The organism is Haloarcula quadrata, from assembly GCF_003634715.1.
Lineage (GTDB): Archaea > Halobacteriota > Halobacteria > Halobacteriales > Haloarculaceae > Haloarcula > Haloarcula marismortui.
In genome coordinates, this window is sequence record NZ_RBWW01000001.1 from 1409913 (window position 1) to 1435560 (window position 25648).

Sequence of the window (25648 nt, forward strand, 5' to 3'; positions counted from 1 at the left end):
ACAGGCATATACTGTAACTAATGGGAGTGTCCGTTTGCCGATGACTGTCTGGCTTCGCGGTGACCACCTCATCCGGCGGTCCGGACCCGTCGCTCGACGACCTGACGAACCGGTGCTTCTGATAGAATCGGAGTCGTTCGCCCGCAAGCTGCCGTACCACCCACACAAGCTGATTCTGCTGTTCAGCGCGATGCGACATTTCCGCGACAATCTCCGGGACGACGGCCGAACGGTCCGATACCAGCAGACAGAGACCTTTGAGGACGGACTGGCGGCACACTTTGAGGCCAACCCCGACGACACACTCGTGACTCACCGACCGCAGACTGAGTCCGCACAGGCGCGCCTCGAATCGCTGGTCGCCGAGGCAGGCGGAGCCGTCGAGTTTGTCGCCGACGACCGCTTCCTCTGCGCACCGTCCCAGTTCGACGAGTGGCGCGGCGACGGCCGCTACCGCCACGAGGACTTCTACCGGTTCATGCGCCGGGAGACGGGCTACCTGATGGCGGATGGTGACCCAGTTGGCGGCGAGTGGAACTACGACGACCAGAACCGTGAGACGCCACCCGACGGGTGGACGCCACCGGAGCCACCGCAGTTCGAGCCGGACGACGTGACCGAAGACGTTATCGAGTGGGTCAATTCGACGTTCGATGGAAGCTACGACGAGCGACCATACGGCGGTGATTGGACCGACCCGGAGCCGTTCCGCTGGCCCGTCACTCGCCGCCAGGCCGTCCAAGCACTGGACCATTTCGTCACGAATCGACTCACGGAGTTTGGCTCGTACCAGGACGCGATGCTGGAAGATGAGTGGGCGATGAGCCACAGCCTGCTTTCCACGTCGCTCAATCTGGGACTCCTCGGCCCTGCGGAGGTCATCGAGCGCGCTATCACCGCCTACGAGGACGGCGATGCGCCACTGAACAGCGTTGAAGGGTTCATCCGACAGGTGCTCGGCTGGCGGGAGTTTCTTCGGCACGTGTACCGCCGGGAGATGCCCAGTCTGGCCGAAGCGAACCAGCTTGGCGCGAACGAGGCCTTGCCCGACTTCTACTGGAACGGCGACACCGACATGGCGTGTCTCTCCGACGTGGTCGACGGGGTCCGGGAGCGCGGGTATTCACACCACATCGAGCGGCTGATGATTCTCGCGAACTTCGGCCTCATCTATGGCGTCGAGCCAGCGCAACTGAACCGCTGGTTCCACGCCGGCTACGTCGACGCCTTCCACTGGGTGACCACGCCGAACGTCGTCGAGATGGGGCTGTACGGCGCGGGCGTGTTCGCCACCAAACCCTACGCCTCCTCGGCGAACTACGTGGACAAGATGAGCGACTACTGCTCGGGCTGTCCGTACTACAAAACGAAGACCACGGGTGACGGAGCCTGCCCGTTCAACGCGCTGTACTGGGACTTCCTCGACCGCAACGAGGAGACGCTCCGATCGAACCACCGGATGGGACTGATGTACAGCCACGTCGACAACAAAAGCGACGAGGAACTCGGAGAGATACGCGAACGGGCCGCAGAAATCCGTGAAATGGCGACCAAAGGCGAACTCTGAGCGCCGCTGTCTTGTGTCGGCGCTTGCCTACTCGTCTCCGTCCGCAGCGTCGGTCGCCTGCCGCTGTTGCATCTCGTGGCGGGTGAACTGTGGCGTCGACAGCGCTGGTCCGCGCCGTCGGCGGAACGACCACGCGAGAATTCCGAGCACCGCCGCGCTCCCGCCCAGTGCGAGGCCTGCTGGCTGAAGCCCGCTCACGGTGTAGAGGTAGGCACTCACCGGCACGCCGGCACTGGCGACGATACCGAGCAGGAGTCGCTTGGCGAGCACCCGGCTTAGCCCATCAGAGTCTTCGAGCACGGTCTTGACGAGCAGTTCTTCGCGCTCGACTCTGTCGAGTGCGTCCTCCACCTTCGGGGCTGCCCGCACTGCTGACCGGGTCGAGCCAGTCACTGCCTCTTGGATTTCCGTCTTGATCTGCTCTCGAACGTCGTCCCCAGCGCCCTGCTCCATGACGTACTCGGAGATGATCTCGATGAAGTCGAACTCGGGGTCGAGCGTGCGACAGACGCCTTCAAGGACCGTCGTTACCCGGACCACCAGCGCCAGATCCTGTGGCAGCCGCATCGGGAACTCGTACAGTTGCGTCTCGAACTGGCCGACGAGCTGTTCGATGCGGTACTCACTGATGTCCTCGCCGCGGAACTGCTCGATAACGATGTCGAACGCTTCCCGCATCACGTCACGGTCTGCCATCGGGTCAAGCGCGCCCATTTCGACGAAGGCGTCCATCACGCGGTCTACATCATCAGTCGCCAGTCCAACGTAGAACTCAAGCAGCTGGTCCTGTGTTCGGGGACCGAGGTAGCCGGTCATCCCGAAATCGTAGAAGACGAGCGTCCCGTCGGGCTGGACCGCCAGATTGCCGGGATGGGGGTCAGCGTGGAAGAGGCCGTCCTCGACGATCATCTGGATGTACACCTCTTCGAGCCGCCGGACGAGTGCCGGCCTGTCGATGCCGAGTTCGTCCAGCCGCTCTACGTCGTCGATTTTCACGCCGTCGAGGTACGTCATCGTCAGCACGCGGTCCGTCGAGTGGCTCCCAACGACGTCCGGGATGGCGATGTCGTCGTCGTTTGCGAAGTTGTCGCCGATTTCACGGAGCATTCGCGCCTCGTGGCCGTAGTCCATCTCCCGGCGGACCGTCGTTGCGAACTCTTCGGTGAGATTTTCCAGCGTAAATGCCTGGCCCGGGTCCGCGCCGTAGGTGAGCACGGGCAGCAGCGTCGACAGCACGCGCAGGTCGGATTCGACGCGCGTTCTGATGTTGGGTCGAAGCACTTTCACGGCGACCCGCTGGCCGTCGATCTGTGCCTCGTACACCTGGCCCAGCGAGGCTCCCGAAATGGCTGTCGTGTCGAATGCCTCGAACAGCGTATCGATATCGTCGCCCAGTTCGCGTTCGATAACTGGCTCGATGGTCGCCCACGCGTCAGGTGGGACGTTGTCCTGTAGCTCTGAGAGTACGTCGACGTACGCCCGTGGCAGGGCGTCAGGCCGAGTCGAGAGCATCTGTCCGAGTTTAATGAACGCCGGGCCGAGGTCGACGAACGTATCCTTCAGGTAGCGGGCGCGCCGCGTCCGCGTCTCGGGGGCCACTGACCGGGACCGGCCGAACAGGAGGAACCGCTTCCGGTCCCGGCCCCACTGCCAGAGCAGCGGGACGAACTGCCAGACGATGACGAGCGCCCGCCAGAGCGCGCGGAGCCGAACGCCGAGGCCGCCCGGCTGTGACACTGTCTCTCCTGTCGGCTCGTCGGCGACACGCTCCTCAGCAGTCACTGTTCGTATGTGTGGCCCGGCGACAAATGAGTCTGCTGGAGACGGGTCAGCGACGGAGGAACCCGAGCAGCCGGTACGCCGAATCCGGTGTATACCGTCGGAACGCGAGGCTGTTTGCGAGCACCGACACGGACGAGGCGGCCATCGCCGCGGCGGCAAGCACCGGCTGGAGGAGTCCCAGCGAGGCCAGCGGAATCATCACCGTGTTGTACCCGAGTGCCCAGAAGAGGTTCTGCTTGATCTTCTGGAGCGTGGCCTCGGAGATCCGGATGGCCTTCATCACGTCGGCGGGGTCGTCCCGGAGCAGTGTCACGTCTCCGGCCTCGATTGCCACGTCGGTCCCCGAACCGATAGCACAGCCGACGCTCGCGGCCGCCAGCGCTGGCGCATCGTTGACGCCGTCGCCGACCATCATCGCCTGGTCGCCGTCGCTCTGGAGTTCATCGACGGCGTCGGCTTTGTCCTCCGGGAGCACGTCGGCCATCACATTGTCGGGGTCGATTCCGACTTCCTCAGCGACAGCGCGGGCAGTCCGCCCGTTGTCGCCGGTAATGAGCCAGACGCCAAGCCCGCGCTCTCGCAGCCCACTGACGGCGGCCTTCGCCGATTCTTTGACCGTGTCCGCGTCGGCGACGATGCCAATGAGCCGATAGTCCGGGTCGCTGTCGCCCTCGGTGTCGTCATCGTCTGCATCTTCGGCCAGCGCGACCAGCATCGCCGTCTTGCCCTCGCGTTCGAGCGCGTCCATCCGCTCCTCCGCCGGCGCGGTGTCGACGCCGGCCTCGGACAGCAGTTTCCGGTTGCCGACGAGGACGCGACCGTGGCGCGTCGTCGCCTTCACGCCCTGTCCGGGGACGTTCTCGAATTCGTCGGGATCATCGACTTCGATACCGCGCTCGCGTGCGCCGTCGACAATGGCCTCAGCCAGCGGGTGTTCGCTGGCGTGTTCGGCGCTTGCCGCGACTTCGAGGACGAACGCCTCGGTCCGTTCGCGCTCGGGCTTGAGCGCCCCGCCGTCCGTCGCAGGACCGACAACCTCCACATCCGTGAGTTCCATCTCGCCTTTCGTCAGCGTCCCCGTCTTGTCGAAGACGACGGTGTCGACCTCGTGGACGCGTTCGAGCACGTCGCCCCCCTTGAACAGGACGCCGTTGCGCGCGCCAATAGCCGTCCCGACCATCGTCGCCGCGGGCGTCGCCAGCCCCAGCGCGCAGGGACAGGCAATCAGGACGGCAGACGCGAACACGACGATAGCGAACTCGCTCACGCCAACGCCGGCTGGGCCGCCCGCGGCCAGCCCCCACAGCGGGAGCGCGTCGACGACTGCAGCCAGCGTCTCCGGCGCGACCGCCCACAGCACCGCCCAGAGGACGGCGTTGCCGATGACCGCCGGGACGAAGTACGCCGAGATGCGGTCGGCGACGTTCTGGATGTCCGGCTGGCGCGACTGGGCCTGCCGGACCCGCTCTGCTATCTGCTGGATAGCCGTCTCCGAGCCGATTTTCGTCGCCTCGACTTTGAGGACGCCGTTCTGGTTCACCGTCGAGCCGATGACTTCGTCGCCCTCACCTTTCTCGACCGGGACCGACTCGCCGGTCACCATCGACTCGTCAACGGCCGAGTCGCCGTCCACGACCACGCCGTCCGTCGGAATCTTCTCTCCCGGCTGGACTTTCACCCGGTCGCCGACCCCGACCTCGTCGATAGAAATCTCTTCCTCGCTGCCGTCCTCGCGGACGACCGTTGCCGTGTCGGCTTCCATCTCGAGGAGTTGCTGGATGGCGGCCCCGGCCTGACTCTTCGAGCGGGCTTCGAGGTAGTTCCCGAGCGTGATAAACACGAGAATCAGCGCGGCCGTGTCGAAGTACAGCCCCGTGCTCGCGATGAGACCCGCCAGCGCGGCAACTGAGTAGATGTACGCCGTCGAGGAACCCAGTGCGATGAGCACGTCCATGTTCGCCCGCCCGTTGTTGACCAGCGCCTTGTAGGAATTCTCGTAGAACGGCTTGCCCAGCAGTATCTGGACCGGCGTCGCCAGCGCGAAGGCAACCCAGCCCTGTGGCACTCCCAGCACCGTCTCGCCGACGAGGCCGAGCGAGAACAGGTGGTCCGCCATGAACAGCAAGAGCGGGGCCGACAGCACCGCTCCGAACAGCGTGAGCCGGAGCTGTCTGCGCGTCTCCTCGTTGCGCGCGGCGGCACGGCGGTCAGCGCCGGACTGCTCACCATCGTCGCCGTCGCCGTTTGCACTCCCACTGTCCTCCCTTACGGGTGTATAGCCGGCGGATTCGATAGCGTCGTAGAGGTCCGCACGTGACACGTCGGCCGGGTTGTAGGTGACTTGGGCCTCGTCGGTGGCATAGTTCACGCTGGCGTCGATGACGCCCGCGGTCCCTTCCAGCGCCTCCTCGTTGGCGTCTGCACAGTTCGCACACGACATGTCGGTGATACCGACGGTCACCGTCTCCGTCGCCACGCCGTAGCCAGCGTCTTCGACGGCGGCGACGATATCAGCCAGTGACACCACGTCAGGGTCGTACTCGACGCTCCCCCCGTCGGTAGCGTAGTTCGCGTCGACGGACGAGACCCCGTCCAGCTCGCCCACCGACTCCTCGATAGTGCCCGCGCAGTTGGCACAGCTCATCCCCGTCAGTTCGAGCCGGGTGGTTCGGTCACTCATCTTGTTTCATTGTACGTCCTCCGTATTCATGCGGTTTGTCCCTTTGATTCGAATCTCAAAGCAGACTATTAGGTTGGTATCCAAACTCCAACCGCCGGAAAGTCAGCAATCAAAAGAGACTATCGTCGTTTAGGCACCGTCTTTCAGCGACTTGTACTGGTCGACAAATCGCCCTGCACAGGACCCACAGCAGAAGTAGTATCGCTCTCCGTCGAGTGTGCGCTGCTCGCCTTCTTCATCGACGGTGTTGCCACACTCCGCACAGTCGGGCGCGAACTCCGCCGCACCTAGCCCGGCGGTCCACTCGCTGTCCGCAATCATCCGCACCTCGTAGCGGTCCACGTCCCCGAGGTCGACGTGTTCGGCGAGGAGTTCGCTCGCGTCGGCCTGAGGAACGGTCGCCGCGAGCACGACTCGGCCGCCGGCAGTTCGATAGACCCGCTCGATGGTGTCGGCGTCGCTGACCGACTCAGCGATATCGGCGGCCCGACCCGGCTTTGCATCTATCTCGATCAGGACCGGTACGCCGGCCTGTAACAGCGAGCGGTCGACATCGACGGTAAACCCCTGTATCAGTCCCATTTCGACGAGCCGGTCGACGCGGTCCGAAACTGCAGGGGCCGAGAGGTCAACTCGTTCGGCGATGTCGCTGTATGGTCGCCTCGCGTCTTCGAGCAGCAACCGGAGGATTTCGTGGTCCGTGTCGTCGAGTCCGGGCATATCGGACCAACTTCGAGCGCCGGTTTATGTGTTGTGTCCGCTCGTGTCTGTGACACCGAGTAGATTTCAGCCACAAGTGACCCGCCTTATTAGATTAGTCTAATACTCTGATTAGAGGAGAACTATTATACCCTTTCCCGACAGCAAGCAACACATGGAAACTAACCAACCCTGTGACGATAAGTCGTGTAGGGTCACCCGCAGGCAGGCACTCAGTGCCGGGGCGGGGGTCCTTGCGTCCGGCTTTGCCGGCTGTCTGACCGGCGGCGGGACGGAAGCGGCAACGAATAGCAGCGACAGCACCAGTGGTGCGGACGGACCGGTCGCGGTTGCGTCGTTTTTCAGTTTCTATGACTTTGCTCGAAAGGTCGCCCGCGGGACGCCGATAACGGTCAAGAACCTCATTCCGACTGGACTGCACGGCCACGGCTGGGAACCGGACGCTGGGATCACGCGAGATATCATCGACGCGGACGCGTTCATTCACGTCGGCCCGGACTTCCAGCCATGGGCTGACCGCGCGATTCAGACCCTCGAAGACGACAACGTCGATACCGAACTCATCAACGTCCGTGAGGGTATCGAACTCGAATCGCTCGCGGCGAGTCTCGACCGCGACGAAGAGGGTGTCGGACAGAACAGAGCCAGCGACCCCCACTTCTGGCTTGACCCGCAACGCGCGAAACAGTCGGTCAACAATATTACCGAGGGGCTGGTCGCGCTCGCACCGGACGCCGAAGATACGCTCCGGGACAACGCCGAGACGTACAACGCGGACGTTCTCGACCGCATCGACGCGGACTACGCCGATATTTTCGACCGGGCCGACAGGAACGTGGTCCAGCTCGCGGCGCACAACGCTTTCCAGTACATCGGCTCGCGTTACGGCGTCGAGATGCGCCCGCTCGTGGTCAACCTCGCTGCCAGCGGTGACGTGAAGCCCTCGGACATCACCGAAGCGAAAGCGGTCATCGAGGACAATGACATCCGGTACATCGGGGCCGGTGTCTTCGAGACGCGCAAGCCTGCAAAGCAGCTCCTCGCCGAGACACCGGTCGAAGCCTACTACCCCGTGACGCCGTATGCTGGCGTCCGTGAGGAGTGGGTCGAAAACGGCTGGGGGTACGAGGAAATCGCCTACCAAATAAATATGCCGACGTTCGAGGTCGTTCTGGGCAACACGGCACCTGCAGACGCGGGCCCCGACGGCTGGAGCGAGAAGTGGCGGAACTTCGAATAAGGATGACCATGCGCTCACACCATCGAGACGATGCCGACGAAGCGACGACCGAATCGAGCGAGAGCAGGCCAGCCGTTGTCGAACTCACAGACGTGTCGTTCGGGTACACGTCTACGCCCGTCGTTGAAGACATCAGTGTCAGTATCGACGCCGGGGAGTACGTCGCCGTGGTCGGCCCGAACGGCTCCGGCAAGTCGACGCTCATGCAGTTGCTGCTCGGGCTTCTGGAACCGGATAGCGGAACTGCGGAGTTGTTTGGCGTCGACGCGACGGCGTTCGACGACGGGGCCAGAGTCGGCTACGTCGCACAGCGTGCCGGGACGAGCCGGGAGATGCCCATAACGGTCCGCGAAGTGGTCAAGATGGGCCGGTTCCCACACGTCGGGTTCGGGCGTCTCTCCGCGGCCGATTGGCGTATCGTCGACAGGGCCATCGATACCGTCGGGATGTCGGGGTTCGCCGACCGGCGAATCACCCAGCTCTCCGGCGGGCAGCGCCAGCGGGCGTTCATCGCCCGGGCGCTCGCAGGTGAGGCTGACCTGCTCGTTCTGGATGAACCGACCGTCGGCGTGGATACCGAATCGGTCGACGCCTTCTACGGACTGCTCGAATCGCTCCACGCCGAGGGCATCACCGTCCTGCTCATCGAACACGACCTGCAGGCCGTCATCGAACACGCGGAGCGCGTTATCTGCCTGAACCGCGAGATATACTTCGACGGGCCATCGGCAGAATTCACCGACAGTGCGGCGCTGGCCAGAGCGTTCGGGACGGGTGCGCAGTCGCTGACCGGAGGTAACCGATGACGCTTGCGTTTGCTGCTGGCGGCGTCTACGAGGCGTTCCTCCCGATTCTCGAAGTGTGGTACTGGCTTCTGGCACTACTCTACCAGCTGACCGGACTGGACCTCATCAACCCAGAGTACACGTTCATGTACCGGGCGATACTGGTTGGGCTGTGTGTCGGCGTCATCGCACCGTTAATCGGGACTTTTCTCGTCCACCGCCAGCTCGCCCTCATCGGGGACGCACTCGCCCACACAGCCTTCGCTGGCGTCGCAGTCGGGCTGTTTCTCAACGCCGTCCTCGAACTGAGCGTTTCGCCGTATCTCACCGCCGTCGTCGTGGCTGTCATCGCAGCGCTGCTCATCGAACTCATCTCCGAGGCGACCGACGCCTACAACGACGTGTCGATGGCAATTGTCCTCTCGACGGGGTTCGCGCTGGGGACGGTCCTCATCAGCCTCAACGCGGGTGGACTGGCTGTCGGTATCAATCAGTACCTCTTTGGCAACCTCTCGACGGTGTCCGCCGAGAACGCGGTCATCATGCTCGGGCTGTTCAGCGTCATCGTCGGGACGGTCGCGCTCACCCGCAACCAGTTGCTGTACGTCACGTTCGACGAGACTGCCGCCGCCGTCGCCGGGATCCCGGTCGTCTGGTACAACCGGATTATGGTGATGCTGACGGCGCTCGTCGTCGTCGGCGCGATGCAGATCATGGGCGTCATCCTCGTCGCGGCCATGCTGGTCGTCCCGGTCGCCGGCGCGACACAGGTGTCCCGGAGCTTCTCGGAATCACTGCTGGTCTCGATTGTACTGGCCGAACTGGCCGTCCTGCTCGGTATCGGTATCTCGTACTACGCCGGTGCGACAGCCGGCGGCGTCATCGTTCTCGTCGCAGTGGGAATCTACGTCCTCTCGGTCTTTGCCGGGAAAGTCCGACAGACAGGCGCGCCGGATGAAACGCGAGAACTCGACACTATCAGCCAGGACTGAACGACTTTCTCGACTGAAGTTGATGATTGCAACCGGGAGCCACGGCTGGCGACGAAACGCTGGCCGATGAGCGAGTCACTGGAATGCGTCACAGTCGCTGCGCCCGCTCTGCCAGTGGACGACGTTGTCACCGGTGTACTCGACAATGACATCGTAACAGTTGTTATCATCAAACGTTGTCTCCTCTGAAATATCGGTCCCGGCGATGGCCGTCGCTATCGTTATCTTGCCCTGTCTGTCCGGCAGCGTATCGTCCAGCTCCACGGTTGCACCGTCCTCCGCGGCCCTCACAGTATGTGTCTCCTCGTACACCGTCTCACTGTCGACCGTGACCGTGAATTCGAACGTACGTGTCGCCGAACAGGTGTTCGTTAGCCGTACGCCAGCGAGTCGAGCGCTCGCAGGACTGAGTGCTGCACAGCCCGAGAGTGCAACGAGTGTTCCTGCTGTGAGAACGCTACGTCTGGAGGGCATTACTCGGAACTGTTCAGCCGTTCTCGAAAAGTCTTCTGTCGCTCAAATCAGCCGTTCGTCTCAGGCGCCCGCCTGCGCCGCGATGGATGAGACCATCGTTTCCCACAGCGAGACCCCCATCGTCACGCTCAGGGCGAAGTCCGCGGCGAAAAACAGGAACAGCCCTGCGCCGACGAAGTGAGCTTTCCGCAGGTTGAACCGATGGGCGAACCGGTGGAAAAACAGCGCATTGGCGAGGCTCACCGGAATGATGGCGAGCATCTCACCGGTCCAGATAGCGCTGGCGTGGGCGCTGTACTGGGCGGCGAGCGTGATTGTAATGAGCTGAGTCTTGTCGCCGAACTCGCCGAAGGCCATCATCGCAAAGATTGGGAGGAAGCCGCCGAGCTTGTTCGGTACTTGCCAGTCGACGACGGGAACGCGAACGTCTAGCTGTCCGCCGTCAGTGGTGAAGCCGGACGCAGGCTCCTGTTGCTCTGCGCCGGCTGCCGGGGCACTGCGGAGCAGTAGTATCGCGAACAGCAGGAACATCCCGGCGGTGAGGCTTTCGAGAACGATTCCCGGCAGTACCGACGTGATCGCGGAGCCGAACCAGATCTCCAGTGCCGTCCAGCCGGCGAAGGCGGTGCCCGCGGCACTGACGACGAGGAACGGGTTGAACCGCGTCGACAGGCCGGCGATGATGAACTGGACCTTCTCGCCGGGGAGGACCGCCAACTGCGCACCGGCCGCTATCGCGACCACTGTCAGCCACGTCGCGTCGCTCACGCCTGGCTCACTCCGTCTTCGCCCTGCGTATCCGGTGCGCGGACCTGAATCGCATCGGCGATGTGGTCCGGGAGCGACACCGACGACCCGCTCTCCAGCTGGACTGTCACCATCCCGATGGGGGCGACCTCCTCGATAGTCAGCACGGTCCCCGGCGTGATGCCGGCGTCGGAGAGATACGTGAGTTCGTCGGGGTCACGGTCCCGGACCCGTGCAACTTCAAGTCGCCCCCCTTCGCCGTGTTCTGACAGCGCCGTCGCGGACTCGTCGTCGATGGGGTCCAGCGAGTCGCTGGGAATCGGGTCCCCGTGGGGGTCGAACTCCGGTTCGTCGAGGACTGCCGCGACCCGTCGCTCGAACTCCTCGCTGATGTGGTGTTCGAGCACCTCCGCTTCCTCGTGGACCTCGGCCCAGTCGTACCCCAGCTGCTCGGTGAGAAACGTCTCAAGCAGGCGGTGGTGGCGGATAATCTCCAGCGCCACCGTCTCGCCTTCCGGCGTTGTCTGCACGCCCTTGTACTTCTCGCGTTCGACCAGCCCGCGGTCAGCCAGCTTCTCGACCATACTGGTGACCGTCGGTGCCGTAACGTCCAGCATCTCGGCGATAGTAGACGGAGCAATCGGCGGGTCGCCGTCCCGCTCAAGGCGATAGATAGCCTTCAGATAATCCTCCATCTTGGCACTCAGCATACACCAAATTAGACAAATCTAACCCAAAAGATTGGCGGTTCCAACAACATTGTGCGCCGTCCACATTTGGCTGCCCGCTGTCACTCGTCGGCAGCGTACGTTTCGCGTCGGTTCCGGGTCAGCAGCCACAGGAACAGATAGCCGATGGCACCCAGAACGAACAGCGTTGCGGGGATGAGAAACGGTCCGAACGTCTGAACAAGCGTCTCAATCCCCGGCAAGCCGACCATACATTGACTAGGGACGTTGCCCTGATAAACCTCAAGGGTACGCCGGAACGGCTAGCGACTCGTTCGTCCGGGACTCTCGCGAGTTATCGCGTGAAACCGGTAAAACGGCCGAGAGCCAGTGTGGCCCGTCAGATGAGGTCCTGGTCTTCGAGCGAAGCCATGACGTCGTCGACGAAGTCGTCGACACTCTCGTACGGGAACTCCCCGTTGAGCTTCGTGTTCAGTTCCATCGCTGTCATCGAGAAATCGCCGGACTCGAACTTCGTCGACGGACCGCCCGGAAGTGCCGGGACGAGGTCCATCGGACTGGATATCGGGTAGTCTGCTTCCTCGAACGCCTCAACGAACTGTGAGCGGAGGTCTTCTCTGTCAACCATGGTCGGACGTTGTGGGAGTATTATGATAAAAGGTTCGACATCGGTACACTTTCCCATTGTTTGGAGTTTATTCGTGGCCTGCGACGTTCTGGACCCTCGTGGTACAGTCCCGATGTCTGAACAACCCACGCCTACAGTCGATGGGATATCCCGAGTACTCACCGGACGCGACTTTCGTCGTCTGTATCGCGCCGAGCAAGCCGTTCGGCGGTCTCACGGTCCGTCTCGACGCGTTGGTCGTGCTCGCTTCGAACCAGCGCGTACAGGGCCAGCGGTGCGGCCACCGCGAGCAACACGACCACGAGGAACAGCCCGGTCATGGCAGGCATCGTTAGCCGAGGAAGATGTCTGCCAGGTCGCTCCCGCCAGACCCGGTGTCACGGTACAGCTCCGAGTAGCCGCAGTTTGTACACGTGACGACCTGAAACTGGTTGGTCTGAATATCGAACATCTTCGAGAGGCCGCCGCCCGTGGTCGAGATGCTACCCACGTCAGTGCCGGTGTGACCACACTTCGGACAGCCGCGGTCATCAGTGGAATGTGTGTCGGAGGGCATTACACGCAACTGTTCTCTCCCCAGCATAACAAATCTGGTGCCACTGCGACACGTCCGTGGCTCCCTGCCGGTCGTCACAACCAGTTACTAGTATCTATCATATTCTATAAGCGCTGAAAACGAGGCGGGCGAACGTAATGGTGCACTATGCCAGTTCCCACCCGCCTCAACGGAGGGAAACGCCCACGTTATTTGTTTGTTATGAATCCCACCAAACTTCTGTGGCCTCAGTCGTCAGCGGGAATCGGCTCGCCGTGGGACACGTCGTCGCCAAGGAGCGTCATGAACTGTGCGAGCCACTCGGGATGGTCGGGCCAGGCCTGCCCGGTGACGAGGTTGCCGTCGGTGACCACTTCGTCGACCCACGAACACCCGGCGGCCTCACACTCGGCGCGACAGGCCGGGTACGACGTCATCTCGTAGCCGTCGAGCACGTCGGCGGCGGCGAGAATCTGCGGACCGTGACACAGCGCTGCGACCGGCTTGTCCTCCTCGAAGAAGTGCTGTACTGCATCCAGCACCTCGTCGTACGTCCGGAGATATTCGGGGGCACGCCCGCCGGGAACGACGAGTGCGTCGTAGTCACTGGGATTTACGTCGGCCATCGTCGCGTTCAGGACGAAGTCGTGGCCGCGGGACTCCATGTAGGTCTGGTCGCCGCGGAAATCGTGTATCGCTGTCTTGACTGTCTCCTCGGCCGCTTTGTCGGGACACACCGCGTCGACCTCGTGGCCAACCATCTGTAGTGCCTGAAACGGCACCATTATTTCGTAGTCTTCGACGAAGTCACCGGCGATCATGAGGATGTCTTTGCCCATTGGAAACACCACTGCAAGGTACGGTCGCCGTCAAAATAAAGTCGCAGGTGAATTACCAGCACTGTGTCACACGTCGAGCGACGTCAGCACTTCTTCGATGTCTCCCAGCGAGTCGATGACGTAGTCGGGCGTTACGGCGCTCCGTTCCAGTGACCGCTCGTTGGACACGCCGGTCCGGACGAGAATGGTCGTCATGCCGTTCCGCTCGCCCATCGCGATGTCTGTCTCCAGTCGGTCGCCGATAATAACACACTCTGTTGGGGCACAGTCCAGCCGTTCCAGCGCCGCCTGAACGGCAATCTCCGATGGCTTGCCGAGTATCCGGTCCGGATCCCGCTCGATGACGCCGGCAACGGCGTTGATTATCGCCCCGGAGCCGGGGACCGGGTCGCCGTCCTCGCCGGGGAACGTCCGGTCCGGGTCAGTTCCGAGGAAAACGGTTTCCTCGTCGATAGCCCGGAGCGCGTCAATCATGTCGTGGTAGTGGAAGCTGTCCGTCCAGGAGGCCAGCAACACGTCGGTCTCAGCGGGGTCCTCGACCAGCCGTGCCTCTGTCCCCGTGACCATACTGCGGAGCGGCTCACTCCCGATGACGAACACGTCGTCACCCGCATGGGACCCGTTGAGGTACTCGCGGGTGACAACGCCAGAGGAACAGGCCTCACCCTCACGGGCGTCGACACCCAGCCCACGCAATCGCTCGACGTACTCGCTCCCGTCGTGGATGGGGTTGTTCGAAAAAAAGCAGATTCCCAGGCCACGCTCTCTGAACACATCAATTGCCGACGCCGCGCCCGGCAACAGCGTGTCTCCGTGGTACACCGTTCCGTCCAGGTCGATGATAGCCCCCGCAACTGTCATTACCACTACTGGGGACCCGGCAGTAAAAAGTCCGTCTCAGTCGTGTAGTTCGACGCTCGACACCTCAAAACGCGCCCCGCCGCTGTCGCTCTCGGTCAGCGACACTTCCCAGCCGTGGGCCTCAGCGACCTGTTCGACGATAGCCAGGCCGAACCCGGTTCCGTCCTTCGTCGAGGAATAGCCCATCTCGAACACGTCCTCGGCGTCGCCTTCGACACCTTCGCCGTTGTCTGCGATGTAGAAGCCGTCGTTGGACTCCAGTAATCCGATCTCGATTTCGACGTCGCCGTCGTTGTGTTCGATGGCGTTCCGGAACAGGTTCGCCAGCAGGTCCTGCGCACGCCCACTGTCGGCGGCGAGTTTCGTGCTCGACGCGACCGACATGGATGCCTGTTCGGCCTCGATCCAGGTCCACGCGGTCGACGCCAGCGTCGATAGCTCCGTCTCCTGTGGATCACTGACGGTCTGGCCTTGTCGCGCCAGTGTGAGTACGTCCTCGATGATACAGCCCATCCGGTCCAGCGACCGGTCGATCTTGGCGACCAGTTCGGCCTCCTCGCTATCGGCGGGCTCCCCGAGCAAGTCGACCGCGCCCTGAGCGACGTTCAGCGGGTTCCGCAGGTCGTGGCTGACGACGCTGGCAAACTCCTCGAGTCGGTCGTTCTGGCGCTCCAGTTCGCGCTGACGCTCGACACGTTCAGTGATATCGCGTGAGACCAGCTGGAAGGTATCGGCCTTGCGATGGCTGTCGACGGGGATGTACTGGTTGTGGTAATGTCGGCCTCCGACAGCGTCCTCGGAGCGTGTCGCAGTCCCGTTTTCGACCGCGCTTTTCCCGGCTTCGAGACGCTGGTTGGCCGCCTCGCTGTCCATCACCGCACTCAGTTGCTGGCCGACGAGCGTGTCGGGGTCACCACCCAGCCTGCCTGCCATCGAAGGGTTCACTGAGAGGATGGTTCCGTTAGTCGTCAGGTGGACAATACCGTCTGGTGAGTCCGACACAAGCGATTCGAACTTCTTGCGGGTTCGCTCCTGTGAGACGACGTTCTCGATCCGGTTTGCCAGCCGACCGTACTGTTTGTCTTCGACGACTTCGAGTTTCAGGAGGTAGTCGGCGACGCCCGCCGCGATAGCCGCGCTCGCTGTCTCCTCGTCTCCTCGCCCGGTCAGGAGAATGAACGGGATAGACGGGTTTGTCTCTCTGATCGCCTCAAGGAGCTCCAGCCCGTCCATTTCGGGCATTTCGTAGTCACTGACGACGCAGTCGAACCCGCCCCCCTCGAGCCGTTCCAGCGCTTCCGCAGCGCTGTTTGCAGCGACGGACTCAATGTCGTGTTGTTGCGTGAGCGTATCAGCGGTCATCTCTGCGAAAAAATCGCTATCGTCAACAACAAGCGTCCGTATATTAGTTTCAGATGTCATATGGGCGGCAAGGTCCTTATCCCCCCAACGGTCTGTCCGTACTTATATTTCAAGGGAGCCAGGTTGCCCGCTGGTCCCGGCTATGGCGGTACCGGTGGGGCAATTGACACTCGAAGCGCAGGACTGTGATGAACCAGTGGGTCCGAGTTACGGGCCGATATGTCAACTAGTGAGAGTACAGACCCGGTCACAGTGGCGTCAACGCGGTCGAGTCGCCACGGGTCGTGGCCGACGCTGCCGACGAGCCGTGTCCCAAAGCGTCCCGTTGTGAAGTAACGCTGCCGGTCGACGAGGAACGAGGCCAGCGAGTCCGGCGGGATAGCCACTGGGTCACCACCGGCTGTGTACCGGCACTCGAACAGCCGCCTGTTGCCGGCATCAAGGACCCGGCGACGGTCAGCCGTTGAGAGCATCCGCGGGACGGCATCTCCCACTGTGATACGAAACAGTTCGGAGACCGCTGTCGCCGTCCGCCTGTCGTCACCGAACAGCCCGAGCACGCAGACCCCGCGCTGACCGGTTGGGCCGCGGACGTAGGTCCGAACCGTGAGCAACTCAGACGGCCCGGCGACCTCGATACCAAACGTCTCGACGCGGTCGACAGTCGCCACGACGGCCGACACCCAGGCGTCGCCATCGGCCGTCTCGACGGTGAGCCAGTCAGGAACTGCCGCTCGTACCGCTGCCTCGGAGACCGGCCAGTGACAGAAGCACACGTCGTCTAACGTGACCTGCAGCGGACGGAGGGCGACCACACAGTCACTGGGGGCGACACGCTAATCAGTGTACTGGGCAACCCCGTCGAGCCGGTGGAGCCGCCCCGCAGTCACCGGTATCTCGGCGCAGTAGTGAACGAGCGGGTCGCCGTCGGGCCTGTCGAACCCCGACGCGGCGAACAGGCCGTTCGTCCGAATATCTGCCTGCCCGCGCTGAAGCGGCCACGGCTCGTGGTCGATGTCGGCGTAGTACACCGTCCCGTCGTCGCTCGCGGCATAGAAGCGGTACCGCTCCACCAGGAACGACTCCACCGAGCCCGGTTCGGGTGTCGACGGCGGCTCAGTCGGCTCGTAGGTGGCGTGGAAATCCGCCGGTGGGGCCCGCGAACTGGTCCGCCGGCTCCAGAACTCGACGCTGTCGCCGTCGGTCCGGACCTGCATCGACGCCTGATAATAGGACAGCTGGAACAGCTGTCGGGCCAGCGTCACGCTGAGCCGGTCGTCGGCGTCGAGGTTGTAGAAGTACACCCCTGGCGTCCCGTCGGCGACCACGTAGGTCCGGAGGTTTAGCTCGCCGAAGGACCGCCCGATTGGACTGCCGCGCGGTCTGATGTCCGCCATCTGGAACGGGACCACACTGAGCCATGCCTGCCCGTCGTACGTGTCGACATCGAGCCCGTCCGGCAGTGTCGTCTGGACACTGTCAGGCTCGACCGGCCAGTGCATGAACCCCACGTCCCGCCACGTCATCGTCAGCAGGTCCATACCTGTCCATAGGAACTAGACGGGTTTCTGCCTGTTGTGGGGCGCGGTGACAGACACCATAAGAGCGGCCGGTCGTGTCAGCACTAAAACTTTGTCAGTGCCGCTCCCAGCATCGCATATGGAGTTCGAGGTAATCCAGGGCGACATCGCTGCACAGTCGGCGGACGCACTGGTCAACGCGGCGAACACGAGTCTGCGGATGGGCTCCGGCGTCGCGGGGGCGCTCAAGCGTGCGGCCGGGTCGGGCCTGAACGACGAGGCCGTCGCGAAAGGCCCGGTCGACCTCGGCGGTGTCGCCACGACCGACGCCTACGACCTCGACGCCGAGTACGTTATCCACGCCGCCGCGATGCCACCGGGTGGTCAGTCAACCGCTGAAAGCATCCGCGACGCAACCCGAAATGCACTGGCTGAAGCAGACGCGCTAAACTGTGAATCAGTCGTTTTCCCGGCCATCGGCTGTGGCATCGCTGGGTTCGATTTTGAGGAGGGTATCGACATCATCTGTGCTGTCATCGAGGAGTATCAGCCCGAATCCTTGACAGACGTGCGACTCATCGCCTACTCCGACGACGACTTCGAAGGGATGCAGCGCGCCGCGGCTGGCGTTCGCAACTGACTATCTGTCACAACAGGTGGACGCGCCCAGCACGCCACTCCCAGGCGACTTCCAGTGCGATCCAGCAGACGAGCCATATCGCGGCGAAGCTAAACACCAGCCACGTCGGCCCGAGATACGACGTGGTATCGGCGACAGACTGTAGCCACGGATAGGCCTGCAGACCGACGATGAGCGTCGCGACGAGCCCCAGTATCCCGGTCATGTAGTGTTCGGCTGCATTGCCTATCGAGCAAACGCAGGCGTCACCGCCCGCCGTTTCCTCGAGTGTCTCGCTGCTCGGCCCCCGAGCGTTGGTCATTGTTACCTTTCCTCATGCTAGGTTTGATTTTACTGTATCTTAACAATTTCGCCGGGATAAACCGCTGTCTGTACCCGTTTCAGGACACTCGCTTGGGGCGGCGAAACTCCCACGGGCGGACAGCCGACAGTATTATTCGTGGCCTGACACCCGAACCGGCTCGTAGGGGGCCTCCAGCCACTCCACGTCGCTCTCTGAGAGGTCGATTTCGAGCGCTGCAACCGCTTCTTCGAGGTGTTCGAGGCTACTTGTCCCGATAATCGGTGCGTCGACCCACTCCTTGTCGAGCACCCATGCCAGCGCTATCTGTGCCATCGAGGCGTCGTACTCGTCGGCCAACTCTTGTACGCGCTCGTTGACCTCGCGGCCGTTGCCCTCGTAGTAGGGGTGTTCGCGGGCGTAGTCGTCCGTCTCGCCCCGGACCGTCTCCTCGACCTGCTCGTGCGGCCGGGTGAGATAGCCCCGGGCCAGCGGACTCCACGGGATGACGCCGACGTTCTCTTTGTCACACAGCGGCAGCATCTCGCGTTCCTCCTCGCGGTACAGCAGATTGTAGTGGTTCTGCATCGTCTCGAACCGCTCCAGCCCCTCGCGCTCGCTCGTCCGGAGCGCATCGGCGAACTGGTGGGTCCACATCGACGACGCGCCGACGTGCCGCGCCTGTCCCCGCCGGACGGCGTCGTCCAGCGCCCGGAGCGTCTGCTCGATGGGTGTGTCGTAATCCCAGCGGTGGGTCTGATAGAGGTCGACGGTGTCCATCCCGAGCCGGGAAAGCGAGTTCGACAGTTCCTGCTCGATGGCCTTCCGCGAGAGCCCGCCGGAGTTAGGGTTGTCCTCGTCCATCTGGAAGTACCCCTTCGTCGCCACGACCTGCCCGTCGCGGTCGTAGTCATCGAGAACGGTCCCGAGGACGCGCTCAGACTCGCCCATCGAGTACATATTGGCCGTATCGAAGAAGTTGATGCCGAGGTCGATGGCCCGCTCGATGACCTCGCGGCTCTCGTCCTCGTCGAGCACCCAGTCGCGCCACTCTGAGGTGCCGAAACTCATACAGCCCAGGCAGAGCCGGCTGACCTCCATGCCAGTCGACCCGAGTGTCGTGTACTCCATGCTCGGACTCGCGTCCGCGCTGGCGAAAAAAGTTCGCCGTCGGTTACAGTGATTCGGCTGCGACTCGCCCGATGTACACTCTGGCGACGGCGTAGCCGGCAACCGCCAGCAGGACCGCCCCGCCGACGTGGCTGTAGGTCAGTAGGGTTGGACTATCGACCGCAAGCTTCGCCACCGTCGTTGCCGGGTGTTCCGGGAGGAGTACGGCTCCGCCAAAGAGCACGAGGGTAAGCACGGAGAACAGTAACTGCGCCGGGCGACGGTTCTGGAGCGTGATGCCCAGCACGACCCCGAGCGTCACGACAACGACGGTGACTGCCGTGATGAATAGCAGAATCGCCGCCGGGTTCGAAACGGCGATACCGTTCGTCGACAGCAGCGCAAGCCACATGAGAGCCTGTGCAGGGGCAAGCAACACCATCCCGAGCGCCTTTCCGTCAATGATGTCGAGCAGCGACACCGGGGCCACACGGAGCAGTTCCATCGTCCCACGTTCGAGTTCCTCGGTGACGGTGTCGACGGCCACCGAGCCGCTGATGAACGGCGGGAGGAACAGGAGCAGCGGAATCAGAATGGTGTAGGTGAACCCGAAGTACTGGCTCGCGCTGACGGTGTCCGGGAGCGGCACGGGCGGCTGGTCGAGATACGGCGTCCGCTCCAGTCGCTCCTGACGCTCTAGGGCGCTGAGGACCCGGCGCACTTCGACGACAATAAGCGTCGACTGGATGCTCCCTTCGGGGACGATGGCAGTGACTGCTATCTGCTCCCCCGGCCCGCTCGTTGACGGCACGTACTGGCCGCGAAGTATCGCATCTACCCGTCGCTGGTCGAACGCCCGCTGTGCGGCGGCCTCGTTCTCGAAGGCGGTGACGCTGGTCCCGTCCTGTTCAGCGGCCGCGGCCTCCAGCTCCTCGCGGGCGTCGCCGGTGACGGCCATCTCCACCTCGCCGGCTGCGACCGAGCTGGGGTCGTACAGCGACGTGAGGCCGACGACGAGGAACGAGGAGAACCCCGCGACGAACAGCTGAATGAGCAACGCCAGCACGATAGTCTTCTCCCGGGAGAGCGACCGGATATCCCGCCGGGCTATGACGACCCGCGGGTCGCGCCAGAGGGGGCGGTCCTCAGACAAGGGTGCTCACCACCGTGAAGTTGTAGGCGAAGTGGACGACGATAGCCACAGTTAGCGCAGCGACGTAGGCCCGTCGCCCGCGGCTCGCGCCAACCGATGAGATGGCTGCTGTCACCGTGTGCAGCGCCAGCGGGAGCAAGAACAGGAGCCCTGCAACCCACAGCGGCAGGCCGGCGGGCAACGTTGCGCCCTGCAGGGCAGCTTCGCCGATAGGCAGGCTCTCAAGGTCTGACAGCCTGGCGATAAGCAGCCCTTTCTCCCCGATAAAGAAGCCGAGTCCGGAGAGCGCACCGGTGCCGAGCGCCGACCGGAGCGTCCGATCGTAGCGGGCGTGCTCGTAGCCGGCGTAGACGTGCAGGCTCTTTGCCAGTTCCTCGATGACGACGATGACGCCGAGCACGAGCACGATGCCGAGCGACTGGTTCGTCCCGAAGACGTTCAGCGATACTGAGTCAAGGACGAACAGGAACGCGATGGCCGCCAGTTCGGCGACGATGACCAGCGGTAACAGGACGATACTCATCTTTAACGCGCTCCGGCGGGAGTTGATACCACCAGCCAGCGCATCGAGCACCTTCAGCGGAATCGGCCGCTGAGTGAACATATCTTCTTCTCGGTAGAGACCGGCCCCCAGACCGAACAACACCAGTCCGGTCAGGAGCGGCGGTGTCGTCGAGAAGACGAACGACGAGAGCCCGACGGACTGGCCAGTCAGGTCGAGCACGACCAGCGTCAGCGGCGAGATGAGCGCAATCGGCGTCACGTCGGTGAAGATGGCCGGAACGAACGCGTAGGAGGTCAGCGTCACCGTAATGGTCACCGTCACGAAGGTGAGTTCCTTGAACGAGCGGGCGAACATCGCCCCGCAGAACGTCGCCGAGAGGAAGAGGACGACGAGCGGGACCACCGCCAGCACCGCGACGTAACTCCCCGCTGGCGCGATGTTCCCGAACCGTAGCGCCGCGGTGATGAGCGCCGCCACGCCGACAGCGCCCGCGAGGTACGGGAGTGTCTTGCCGCCGATGATGTCGCCCCGCGAGGCCGGCGTCACCAGCAGGAGTTCACCGCGGCGGTTCAACCGTTCCGAGAGCATCGACGAGCCGTAGGCCTGAATAACGAAGTTCATCGGCACGATGTAGAGGAAGGCAAGCACGAGCGACTCGAAGGGGAACGGCGGCGAGATATCGGAGGGAGTGCCACCCTGCACGTCGCCGGTCAACCGTGCGCCGATAGCGCCGAGGTTTGCGCCGCTGCCACCGGCGGTTCCGCCGTCACCGCCGCCGCTCGCGACCGAGTCGCTGGTGCTCACATTGCTGTCGACGGTCTCTTGGCTGCTACCGCTGCTATCGCTTTCATCGCCCGTTGCCGAGCTATCGCCATTGCTTCCGTCGCTATCATCGCTGCTGCCGTCGCCCGTTCCAGTACTGCCACTGGTGTCCGAATCGCTCCCGCTCGAAGCACTCGTCTCTCCCTCATCGGCGACACTGGTGCCGCCGTCCGAGGAGCCAGACCCGTCACTGCTGTCGCCGCTCCGGGGGTCGAGCTGGCTGCTCCCCGACTGTTGCTCGTAGACAAGCGTCACAGAAACGGGGAACGCGGCGGTCTGGTTGTCGTCCCGAGCGAGCGTCCGGTCGTTGTACTGCGCCGTGCTGTCGCGGAGTTCGGTAAGCGCAGCCCGCTCTTTGGCTGTCTGTGGCACGTTCTGAAGCCGTATCCCCCGATACAGGAGTTCCTGCTGGCGTCGTTCGATGGCTGCTGGGTCCGGCTCACGGATATCGAAGGTCGAATCATCGGCCGCGACGCCGTAGTATGGACTGTCGTCGTCAACGCCGATCCGGTAGATGCCGTCGTCCATCCCCGCACCGGTGCCGCCACTGACGGCTATCGCGGCGACCGCGCCCATCGCAACGAGGGACAGCGCCATCACGACGATGGTCCGCTTGTCGACACCGCCGGCGTTTTTTGTCACCTCCCACTTCGCGACGCGCAGGAGCTTATCCAGTTGCATCTACTCCGCGTCCTCCTCGACGTACCGCGTGCCGCGAGTGCCGGCCTCAGCGACGTTGAGGAACACCTCCTCTAGGCTGGACTCCTCCGTCCGTATGTCGACCACGTCACCGCCGTTTGACTCCGCCTGTTCTCGCGTCGCTTCGACGGCGTCCATGCTCTCGACGACCCGCTTGTACGACCCGTTCTCCTGTACTGCGTCGGGCACGTCGACTGTCGTGTAGACGTGATACCGCGTGTGGCCGTACTCGGCCTGGAGTTCTTCGAGGTCGCCGCGGGCGACGATTTCGCCCTCATTCATGATGACGACCCGGTCACAGATAGATTCGACGTGAAAGAGGTTGTGCGCCGAGAAGACGATTGTCTTGCCTTCCTTTGCCAACTGCTCAGTGAACTCGATGACGTAGTTCGTCGTCAACGGGTCCAGCCCCGACGCCGGCTCGTCGTAGATGAGCACGTCAGGGTCATTGATAAGGGAGCGAGCGATGGCGACCTTCCGTTTCATCCCCTTGGACATATCGCCGAGCTTTCGGTCGCGGTGTTCGAGTTCGAGTTCGTCCAGCGTGTCGTGCATCCGTTCCTCGGCCACGTCCGGGTCCACGTCGTAGAGGTCGGCGAAGAATTTCAGGTAGGAGATCGGCGTCATCTCCTCGTACAGCGGCGATTCCTCGGGCAGAAAGCCCAGCTGCTGGCGCATCTCCGCGGTTTCGGTATCGAGTCCCGCTATCTCGGCGGAGCCGCTCGTCGGCTCCAGCAGGCCCGCAAGCATCTTTAGTGTCGTTGTCTTGCCGGCCCCGTTTGGCCCGATGATACCGAACACTTCGCCGCGGTCGACTGAAAACGAACTGCCCTGTACAGCGACGAAACCGCCGTACTCCTTCCGAATATCACGGGCGTCAATCATCTGCCGATTGATTACGAGTGAACTAACCTATACCTTGGCTCCGGCCTATTGCTTCTGATAATGGCACTCGAACTGGGAACGAGCAGCGTTTCGCTTGAAAAAACACCGGACGGACAGCGGCTGGTCGTCCGGCACGACGTCGACACGTCGGTCGACACCGTGTGGAATGTCCTGACCGACACCGACTGCTGGGCAGACTGGGGGCCGTCTGTCACAGCCGTCGAAACAGCGACCCGGTATATCGACGATGGGACGACCGGCCGCGTTCGCGTTGCTGGTGCGGTGTGGCTCCCGTTTGAAGTGACAGCATGTACGCCGTACCGCTGGACGTGGACCGTCGCACGGCTTCCGGCGACTGGACACTTCGTCGAAGAACGGGCCGGTGGCTCCGTCGTCGGGTTCGAAATTCCCCCGCTGGCAACTGGCTACGCCCCGGTGTGTGCCCGAGCGTGCCAGCGGATCGCCACTCTGGCACAACAACGCGACGCGTAAGCAGCGACCGCGCCGAGCATCAGGGCTGAATCGGTGTCTTCGAGCGCGTGTCGGTGTCTTCGTCGGAGCGAGGTGTTTTCGTGACGTTCGTGATTTCAAAGCGTGTCCCGCCCTCGTCGCTTTCAGTTATGTCGATTTCCCAGCCGTGGGCTTCGACAATGCGCTGGACGATTGCCAGTCCGAGCCCGCCTTCGCCGTCAGTGGTGGTGTAGCCGTCGTCAAGCACTGCATCACGCTTGGCGGGCGGGATTCCGGAGCCGTTATCGGCGACGTAAAACCCACCAGCCATCTCGCCGACACGGACCGTCAGGTCAACACTGCCACGTTCGAGAGTGTCCGCTGACGGTGACTGCCTGCCCGTGGACCCGTGCTCGACACTGTCGTCGGACTCCGTCTGACTGCCTGTGGAACCATGTTCCACGGCGTTCCGAAACAGGTTCTCGAACAGGTGACGGAGCCGATCCGGGTCAGCGTCGATGACGGCTGTTACCTCGTTTTCTAGCGTCCCATCCATCGTCGGCACGGCCTCCCAGCAGCCGTCGACCAGTTCTGCGAGAGCAACGGTCTCCGTATCGCTGATGACGTGCCCGCTCCGGGCCAGCGTTAGCGTCCGGTCAATGAGCGTTTCCATCCGGTCCATCGCTGTTGCAGCCGCCTGCAGGTGCTTCGAGTCGCGGTCCATTCGTTCGAGTTCGACCTGCCCAGACGCGACGTTGAGCGGGTTCCGGAGGTCGTGTGCCACAACGGCGGCGAATTCGTCGAGCCGTTCGTTGCGCTGCTCGATGGCCTCCCGTTGGAGTCGCTGCCGCTCGGCCTCGACAGCCCGGGATATCGCACGTGCCTCGAAGATACCCATCACAAGGCCGCCAGCGCCGCCGACGACAGCCGCGAACAGTGCCCAGCCGATGTCTTCACCCAGCGACCCCGTCGGCCAGGTGAAAATCATCACCACATTCAACAACAAAAAAGCGACCAGTCCGCCAGCGAACCAGACCCCGATACGCCGATACTGGTTCGGGTCAATCTTCGAGTTCTCGAGCCAGAACCCGCCGACGATGATCGCTGCTGCAAACGGCACAACTGCCAGCATACTGACCACGAAATCTGCCGTCAAAAGGGCTGGCAGTCCAGCGTCAGAAAAATAAAAATAGTTACCCACACCTCCGAGGAGGAAGAAAAACCCGACTCCCTGAATAAGGGCTGGCAGGCGGTCTGAGCGGCGATCTGGGTGTGTCACTTCCGCATTTGTTTGTGAGACGTGCATTTACCGCTACTGGCCAACTGAACAGGCGAGCGACATATGTCCAATCGTTGTCGTCCGACAGCTACCGTCCCGGCCTGTTCTTTCTACCAGCTACTGCTTGGTTACGCGTGCGTCCGATACTTTGTGGATGTCGTCGTCAATGCCGGTGCCGTCGCAGTCATCGTTCGGACATCGATAGTGCCAGCCATCTTCTGTGGCCGCTCGTTCGGTAAACCGGTCGCCACATTCGTCACAGTAGAGCTGCCCGTCCGAACACGTGTCGCGGTGGAGTTCGAGTTCGAGCTCTGTGCCAAAGGTCCGCTTGCAGTTCCGACAAATATGAGGCATATTCGAAAATACAGATTCATCCCTTATAGCGATACCGGAACGTTCACGGC

At 62.9% G+C, this 25648-nt stretch carries 28 protein-coding genes; 6 read left to right on the top strand and 22 right to left on the bottom strand.

What is annotated here, in order from left to right:
- Positions 1-40 precede the first annotated feature (40 nt).
- A complete protein-coding gene (locus tag BDK61_RS07315) occupies positions 41-1567 on the top strand; it encodes a cryptochrome/photolyase family protein (RefSeq protein ID WP_121302883.1) in 1527 nt (508 codons plus the stop codon).
- A gap of 27 nt (positions 1568-1594) precedes the next feature.
- Here the strand turns inward: BDK61_RS07315 and BDK61_RS07320 are convergent, their stop codons facing one another.
- From BDK61_RS07320 to BDK61_RS07330, 3 genes are all read right to left on the bottom strand, one after another.
- Positions 1595-3349, bottom strand: coding sequence for an ABC1 kinase family protein (locus BDK61_RS07320; RefSeq protein ID WP_121302884.1), 1755 nt, complete (start codon positions 3347-3349; stop codon positions 1595-1597).
- Between the two features lie 46 nt (positions 3350-3395).
- A complete protein-coding gene (locus BDK61_RS07325) occupies positions 3396-6029 on the bottom strand; it encodes a heavy metal translocating P-type ATPase (RefSeq protein ID WP_121302885.1) in 2634 nt (877 codons plus the stop codon).
- Between the two features lie 129 nt (positions 6030-6158).
- Positions 6159-6749: a winged helix-turn-helix transcriptional regulator gene (locus tag BDK61_RS07330; RefSeq protein ID WP_121302886.1), complete on the bottom strand. Its 591-nt coding sequence runs from the start codon at positions 6747-6749 to the stop codon at positions 6159-6161.
- Between the two features lie 154 nt (positions 6750-6903).
- Between BDK61_RS07330 and BDK61_RS07335 the strand changes: the two genes are divergently transcribed.
- Genes BDK61_RS07335 through BDK61_RS07345 form a run of 3 tightly spaced genes read left to right on the top strand, consistent with a single transcriptional unit; the run spans position 6904 to position 9766 of the window.
- Positions 6904-7989 carry a metal ABC transporter substrate-binding protein gene (locus BDK61_RS07335; RefSeq protein ID WP_121302887.1) on the top strand — a complete coding sequence of 362 codons (1086 nt, stop codon included), beginning with the start codon at positions 6904-6906 and terminating at the stop codon, positions 7987-7989.
- A gap of 2 nt (positions 7990-7991) precedes the next feature.
- A complete protein-coding gene (locus BDK61_RS07340; protein WP_007188010.1) occupies positions 7992-8795 on the top strand; it encodes a metal ABC transporter ATP-binding protein in 804 nt (267 codons plus the stop codon).
- Entirely contained in the window at positions 8792-9766 is a 975-nt protein-coding gene (locus BDK61_RS07345; RefSeq protein WP_007188009.1) for a metal ABC transporter permease, read from the top strand. The genes BDK61_RS07340 and BDK61_RS07345 overlap by 4 nt, the downstream gene beginning before the upstream one ends.
- Before the next feature lie 75 nt (positions 9767-9841).
- On the opposite strand, the gene BDK61_RS07350 is transcribed toward BDK61_RS07345, so the two are convergent.
- The 12 genes from BDK61_RS07350 to BDK61_RS07395 form a co-directional block, all read right to left on the bottom strand.
- Positions 9842-10240: a hypothetical protein gene (locus tag BDK61_RS07350; RefSeq protein ID WP_004962403.1), complete on the bottom strand. Its 399-nt coding sequence runs from the start codon at positions 10238-10240 to the stop codon at positions 9842-9844.
- A gap of 60 nt (positions 10241-10300) precedes the next feature.
- Complete coding sequence (locus tag BDK61_RS07355; protein WP_004962402.1) at positions 10301-11008, bottom strand: TMEM165/GDT1 family protein; 708 nt, start codon at positions 11006-11008, stop codon at positions 10301-10303.
- The gene (locus BDK61_RS07360) at positions 11005-11697 is read right to left on the bottom strand and encodes a metal-dependent transcriptional regulator (protein ID WP_004962401.1); all 693 of its coding nucleotides are present in this window, start codon (positions 11695-11697) and stop codon (positions 11005-11007) included. Before BDK61_RS07360 ends, BDK61_RS07355 begins: the two co-directional genes overlap by 4 nt.
- An 80-nt stretch (positions 11698-11777) precedes the next feature.
- Positions 11778-11927 (bottom strand): hypothetical protein, encoded by a 150-nt coding sequence (locus tag BDK61_RS23330; protein ID WP_004962400.1) that lies wholly within the window; start codon positions 11925-11927, stop codon positions 11778-11780.
- Between the two features lie 128 nt (positions 11928-12055).
- Positions 12056-12304 (bottom strand): MTH865 family protein, encoded by a 249-nt coding sequence (locus BDK61_RS07365; protein WP_004962398.1) that lies wholly within the window; start codon positions 12302-12304, stop codon positions 12056-12058.
- A gap of 158 nt (positions 12305-12462) precedes the next feature.
- Positions 12463-12624 (bottom strand): hypothetical protein, encoded by a 162-nt coding sequence (locus BDK61_RS23335; RefSeq protein WP_004962397.1) that lies wholly within the window; start codon positions 12622-12624, stop codon positions 12463-12465.
- An 11-nt stretch (positions 12625-12635) separates the two neighbouring features.
- Complete coding sequence (locus BDK61_RS07370; protein WP_004962392.1) at positions 12636-12860, bottom strand: zinc ribbon domain-containing protein; 225 nt, start codon at positions 12858-12860, stop codon at positions 12636-12638.
- 227 nt (positions 12861-13087) lie between these two features.
- Positions 13088-13678: a DJ-1/PfpI family protein gene (locus BDK61_RS07375; RefSeq protein ID WP_004962389.1), complete on the bottom strand. Its 591-nt coding sequence runs from the start codon at positions 13676-13678 to the stop codon at positions 13088-13090.
- A 66-nt stretch (positions 13679-13744) separates the two neighbouring features.
- Entirely contained in the window at positions 13745-14539 is a 795-nt protein-coding gene (locus tag BDK61_RS07380) for an HAD-IIA family hydrolase (RefSeq protein ID WP_121302888.1), read from the bottom strand.
- Positions 14540-14575: 36 nt separating this feature from the next.
- Positions 14576-15961 (bottom strand): response regulator, encoded by a 1386-nt coding sequence (locus BDK61_RS07385; RefSeq protein ID WP_121302889.1) that lies wholly within the window; start codon positions 15959-15961, stop codon positions 14576-14578.
- Positions 15962-16041: 80 nt separating this feature from the next.
- Positions 16042-16716, bottom strand: coding sequence for a DUF2071 domain-containing protein (locus tag BDK61_RS07390; protein ID WP_004962383.1), 675 nt, complete (start codon positions 16714-16716; stop codon positions 16042-16044).
- Positions 16717-16737: 21 nt separating this feature from the next.
- On the bottom strand, positions 16738-17442 hold the full coding sequence (locus BDK61_RS07395) for a YqjF family protein (RefSeq protein ID WP_121302890.1): 705 nt from the start codon (positions 17440-17442) through the stop codon (positions 16738-16740).
- Between the two features lie 118 nt (positions 17443-17560).
- Here BDK61_RS07395 and BDK61_RS07400 point away from each other — a divergent pair, with 118 nt between their 5' ends.
- Complete coding sequence (locus BDK61_RS07400) at positions 17561-18061, top strand: macro domain-containing protein (RefSeq protein ID WP_121302891.1); 501 nt, start codon at positions 17561-17563, stop codon at positions 18059-18061.
- 7 nt (positions 18062-18068) lie between these two features.
- On the opposite strand, the gene BDK61_RS07405 is transcribed toward BDK61_RS07400, so the two are convergent.
- The 5 genes from BDK61_RS07405 to BDK61_RS07425 form a co-directional block, all read right to left on the bottom strand.
- Positions 18069-18362, bottom strand: a complete 294-nt coding sequence (locus BDK61_RS07405) for a hypothetical protein (RefSeq protein WP_011223047.1) — start codon at positions 18360-18362, stop codon at positions 18069-18071.
- Positions 18363-18494: 132 nt separating this feature from the next.
- Positions 18495-19472 carry an aldo/keto reductase gene (locus tag BDK61_RS07410; RefSeq protein WP_121302892.1) on the bottom strand — a complete coding sequence of 326 codons (978 nt, stop codon included), beginning with the start codon at positions 19470-19472 and terminating at the stop codon, positions 18495-18497.
- Between the two features lie 43 nt (positions 19473-19515).
- Entirely contained in the window at positions 19516-20604 is a 1089-nt protein-coding gene (locus BDK61_RS07415) for an ABC transporter permease (RefSeq protein ID WP_121302893.1), read from the bottom strand.
- Positions 20597-22612, bottom strand: coding sequence for an ABC transporter permease family protein (locus BDK61_RS07420; protein ID WP_121302894.1), 2016 nt, complete (start codon positions 22610-22612; stop codon positions 20597-20599). The genes BDK61_RS07415 and BDK61_RS07420 overlap by 8 nt, the downstream gene beginning before the upstream one ends.
- A complete protein-coding gene (locus BDK61_RS07425) occupies positions 22613-23515 on the bottom strand; it encodes an ABC transporter ATP-binding protein (protein ID WP_004962357.1) in 903 nt (300 codons plus the stop codon).
- 60 nt (positions 23516-23575) lie between these two features.
- On the opposite strand from BDK61_RS07425, the gene BDK61_RS07430 reads away from it, so the two are divergent.
- Positions 23576-24007 (top strand): SRPBCC family protein, encoded by a 432-nt coding sequence (locus BDK61_RS07430; RefSeq protein WP_121302895.1) that lies wholly within the window; start codon positions 23576-23578, stop codon positions 24005-24007.
- Positions 24008-24026: 19 nt separating this feature from the next.
- Here the strand turns inward: BDK61_RS07430 and BDK61_RS07435 are convergent, their stop codons facing one another.
- Together BDK61_RS07435 and BDK61_RS07440 are read right to left on the bottom strand one after the other, a co-directional pair.
- The gene (locus BDK61_RS07435; RefSeq protein WP_121303912.1) at positions 24027-25097 is read right to left on the bottom strand and encodes a sensor histidine kinase; all 1071 of its coding nucleotides are present in this window, start codon (positions 25095-25097) and stop codon (positions 24027-24029) included.
- Positions 25098-25361: 264 nt separating this feature from the next.
- Positions 25362-25598 (bottom strand): hypothetical protein, encoded by a 237-nt coding sequence (locus BDK61_RS07440; protein ID WP_004593153.1) that lies wholly within the window; start codon positions 25596-25598, stop codon positions 25362-25364.
- Positions 25599-25648 lie beyond the last annotated feature (50 nt).

What these genes read in the sequence shown, in the direction of transcription:
- BDK61_RS07315 (WP_121302883.1), top strand. Translation starts at nt 41, where the DNA reads ATGACTGTCTGGCTTCGCGGTGACCACCTCATCCGGCGGTCCGGACCC.
- BDK61_RS07325 (WP_121302885.1), bottom strand. Translation starts at nt 6,029, where the DNA reads ATGAGTGACCGAACCACCCGGCTCGAACTGACGGGGATGAGCTGTGCC.
- BDK61_RS07330 (WP_121302886.1), bottom strand. Translation starts at nt 6,749, where the DNA reads ATGCCCGGACTCGACGACACGGACCACGAAATCCTCCGGTTGCTGCTC.
- BDK61_RS07335 (WP_121302887.1), top strand. Translation starts at nt 6,904, where the DNA reads ATGGAAACTAACCAACCCTGTGACGATAAGTCGTGTAGGGTCACCCGC.
- BDK61_RS07340 (WP_007188010.1), top strand. Translation starts at nt 7,992, where the DNA reads ATGACCATGCGCTCACACCATCGAGACGATGCCGACGAAGCGACGACC.
- BDK61_RS07345 (WP_007188009.1), top strand. Translation starts at nt 8,792, where the DNA reads ATGACGCTTGCGTTTGCTGCTGGCGGCGTCTACGAGGCGTTCCTCCCG.
- BDK61_RS07350 (WP_004962403.1), bottom strand. Translation starts at nt 10,240, where the DNA reads ATGCCCTCCAGACGTAGCGTTCTCACAGCAGGAACACTCGTTGCACTC.
- BDK61_RS07360 (WP_004962401.1), bottom strand. Translation starts at nt 11,697, where the DNA reads ATGCTGAGTGCCAAGATGGAGGATTATCTGAAGGCTATCTATCGCCTT.
- BDK61_RS23330 (WP_004962400.1), bottom strand. Translation starts at nt 11,927, where the DNA reads ATGGTCGGCTTGCCGGGGATTGAGACGCTTGTTCAGACGTTCGGACCG.
- BDK61_RS07365 (WP_004962398.1), bottom strand. Translation starts at nt 12,304, where the DNA reads ATGGTTGACAGAGAAGACCTCCGCTCACAGTTCGTTGAGGCGTTCGAG.
- BDK61_RS23335 (WP_004962397.1), bottom strand. Translation starts at nt 12,624, where the DNA reads ATGACCGGGCTGTTCCTCGTGGTCGTGTTGCTCGCGGTGGCCGCACCG.
- BDK61_RS07370 (WP_004962392.1), bottom strand. Translation starts at nt 12,860, where the DNA reads ATGCCCTCCGACACACATTCCACTGATGACCGCGGCTGTCCGAAGTGT.
- BDK61_RS07375 (WP_004962389.1), bottom strand. Translation starts at nt 13,678, where the DNA reads ATGGGCAAAGACATCCTCATGATCGCCGGTGACTTCGTCGAAGACTAC.
- BDK61_RS07380 (WP_121302888.1), bottom strand. Translation starts at nt 14,539, where the DNA reads ATGACAGTTGCGGGGGCTATCATCGACCTGGACGGAACGGTGTACCAC.
- BDK61_RS07385 (WP_121302889.1), bottom strand. Translation starts at nt 15,961, where the DNA reads ATGACATCTGAAACTAATATACGGACGCTTGTTGTTGACGATAGCGAT.
- BDK61_RS07395 (WP_121302890.1), bottom strand. Translation starts at nt 17,442, where the DNA reads ATGGACCTGCTGACGATGACGTGGCGGGACGTGGGGTTCATGCACTGG.
- BDK61_RS07400 (WP_121302891.1), top strand. Translation starts at nt 17,561, where the DNA reads ATGGAGTTCGAGGTAATCCAGGGCGACATCGCTGCACAGTCGGCGGAC.
- BDK61_RS07405 (WP_011223047.1), bottom strand. Translation starts at nt 18,362, where the DNA reads ATGACCAACGCTCGGGGGCCGAGCAGCGAGACACTCGAGGAAACGGCG.
- BDK61_RS07410 (WP_121302892.1), bottom strand. Translation starts at nt 19,472, where the DNA reads ATGGAGTACACGACACTCGGGTCGACTGGCATGGAGGTCAGCCGGCTC.
- BDK61_RS07420 (WP_121302894.1), bottom strand. Translation starts at nt 22,612, where the DNA reads ATGCAACTGGATAAGCTCCTGCGCGTCGCGAAGTGGGAGGTGACAAAA.
- BDK61_RS07425 (WP_004962357.1), bottom strand. Translation starts at nt 23,515, where the DNA reads ATGATTGACGCCCGTGATATTCGGAAGGAGTACGGCGGTTTCGTCGCT.
- BDK61_RS07430 (WP_121302895.1), top strand. Translation starts at nt 23,576, where the DNA reads ATGGCACTCGAACTGGGAACGAGCAGCGTTTCGCTTGAAAAAACACCG.
- BDK61_RS07435 (WP_121303912.1), bottom strand. Translation starts at nt 25,097, where the DNA reads ATGCTGGCAGTTGTGCCGTTTGCAGCAGCGATCATCGTCGGCGGGTTC.
- BDK61_RS07440 (WP_004593153.1), bottom strand. Translation starts at nt 25,598, where the DNA reads ATGCCTCATATTTGTCGGAACTGCAAGCGGACCTTTGGCACAGAGCTC.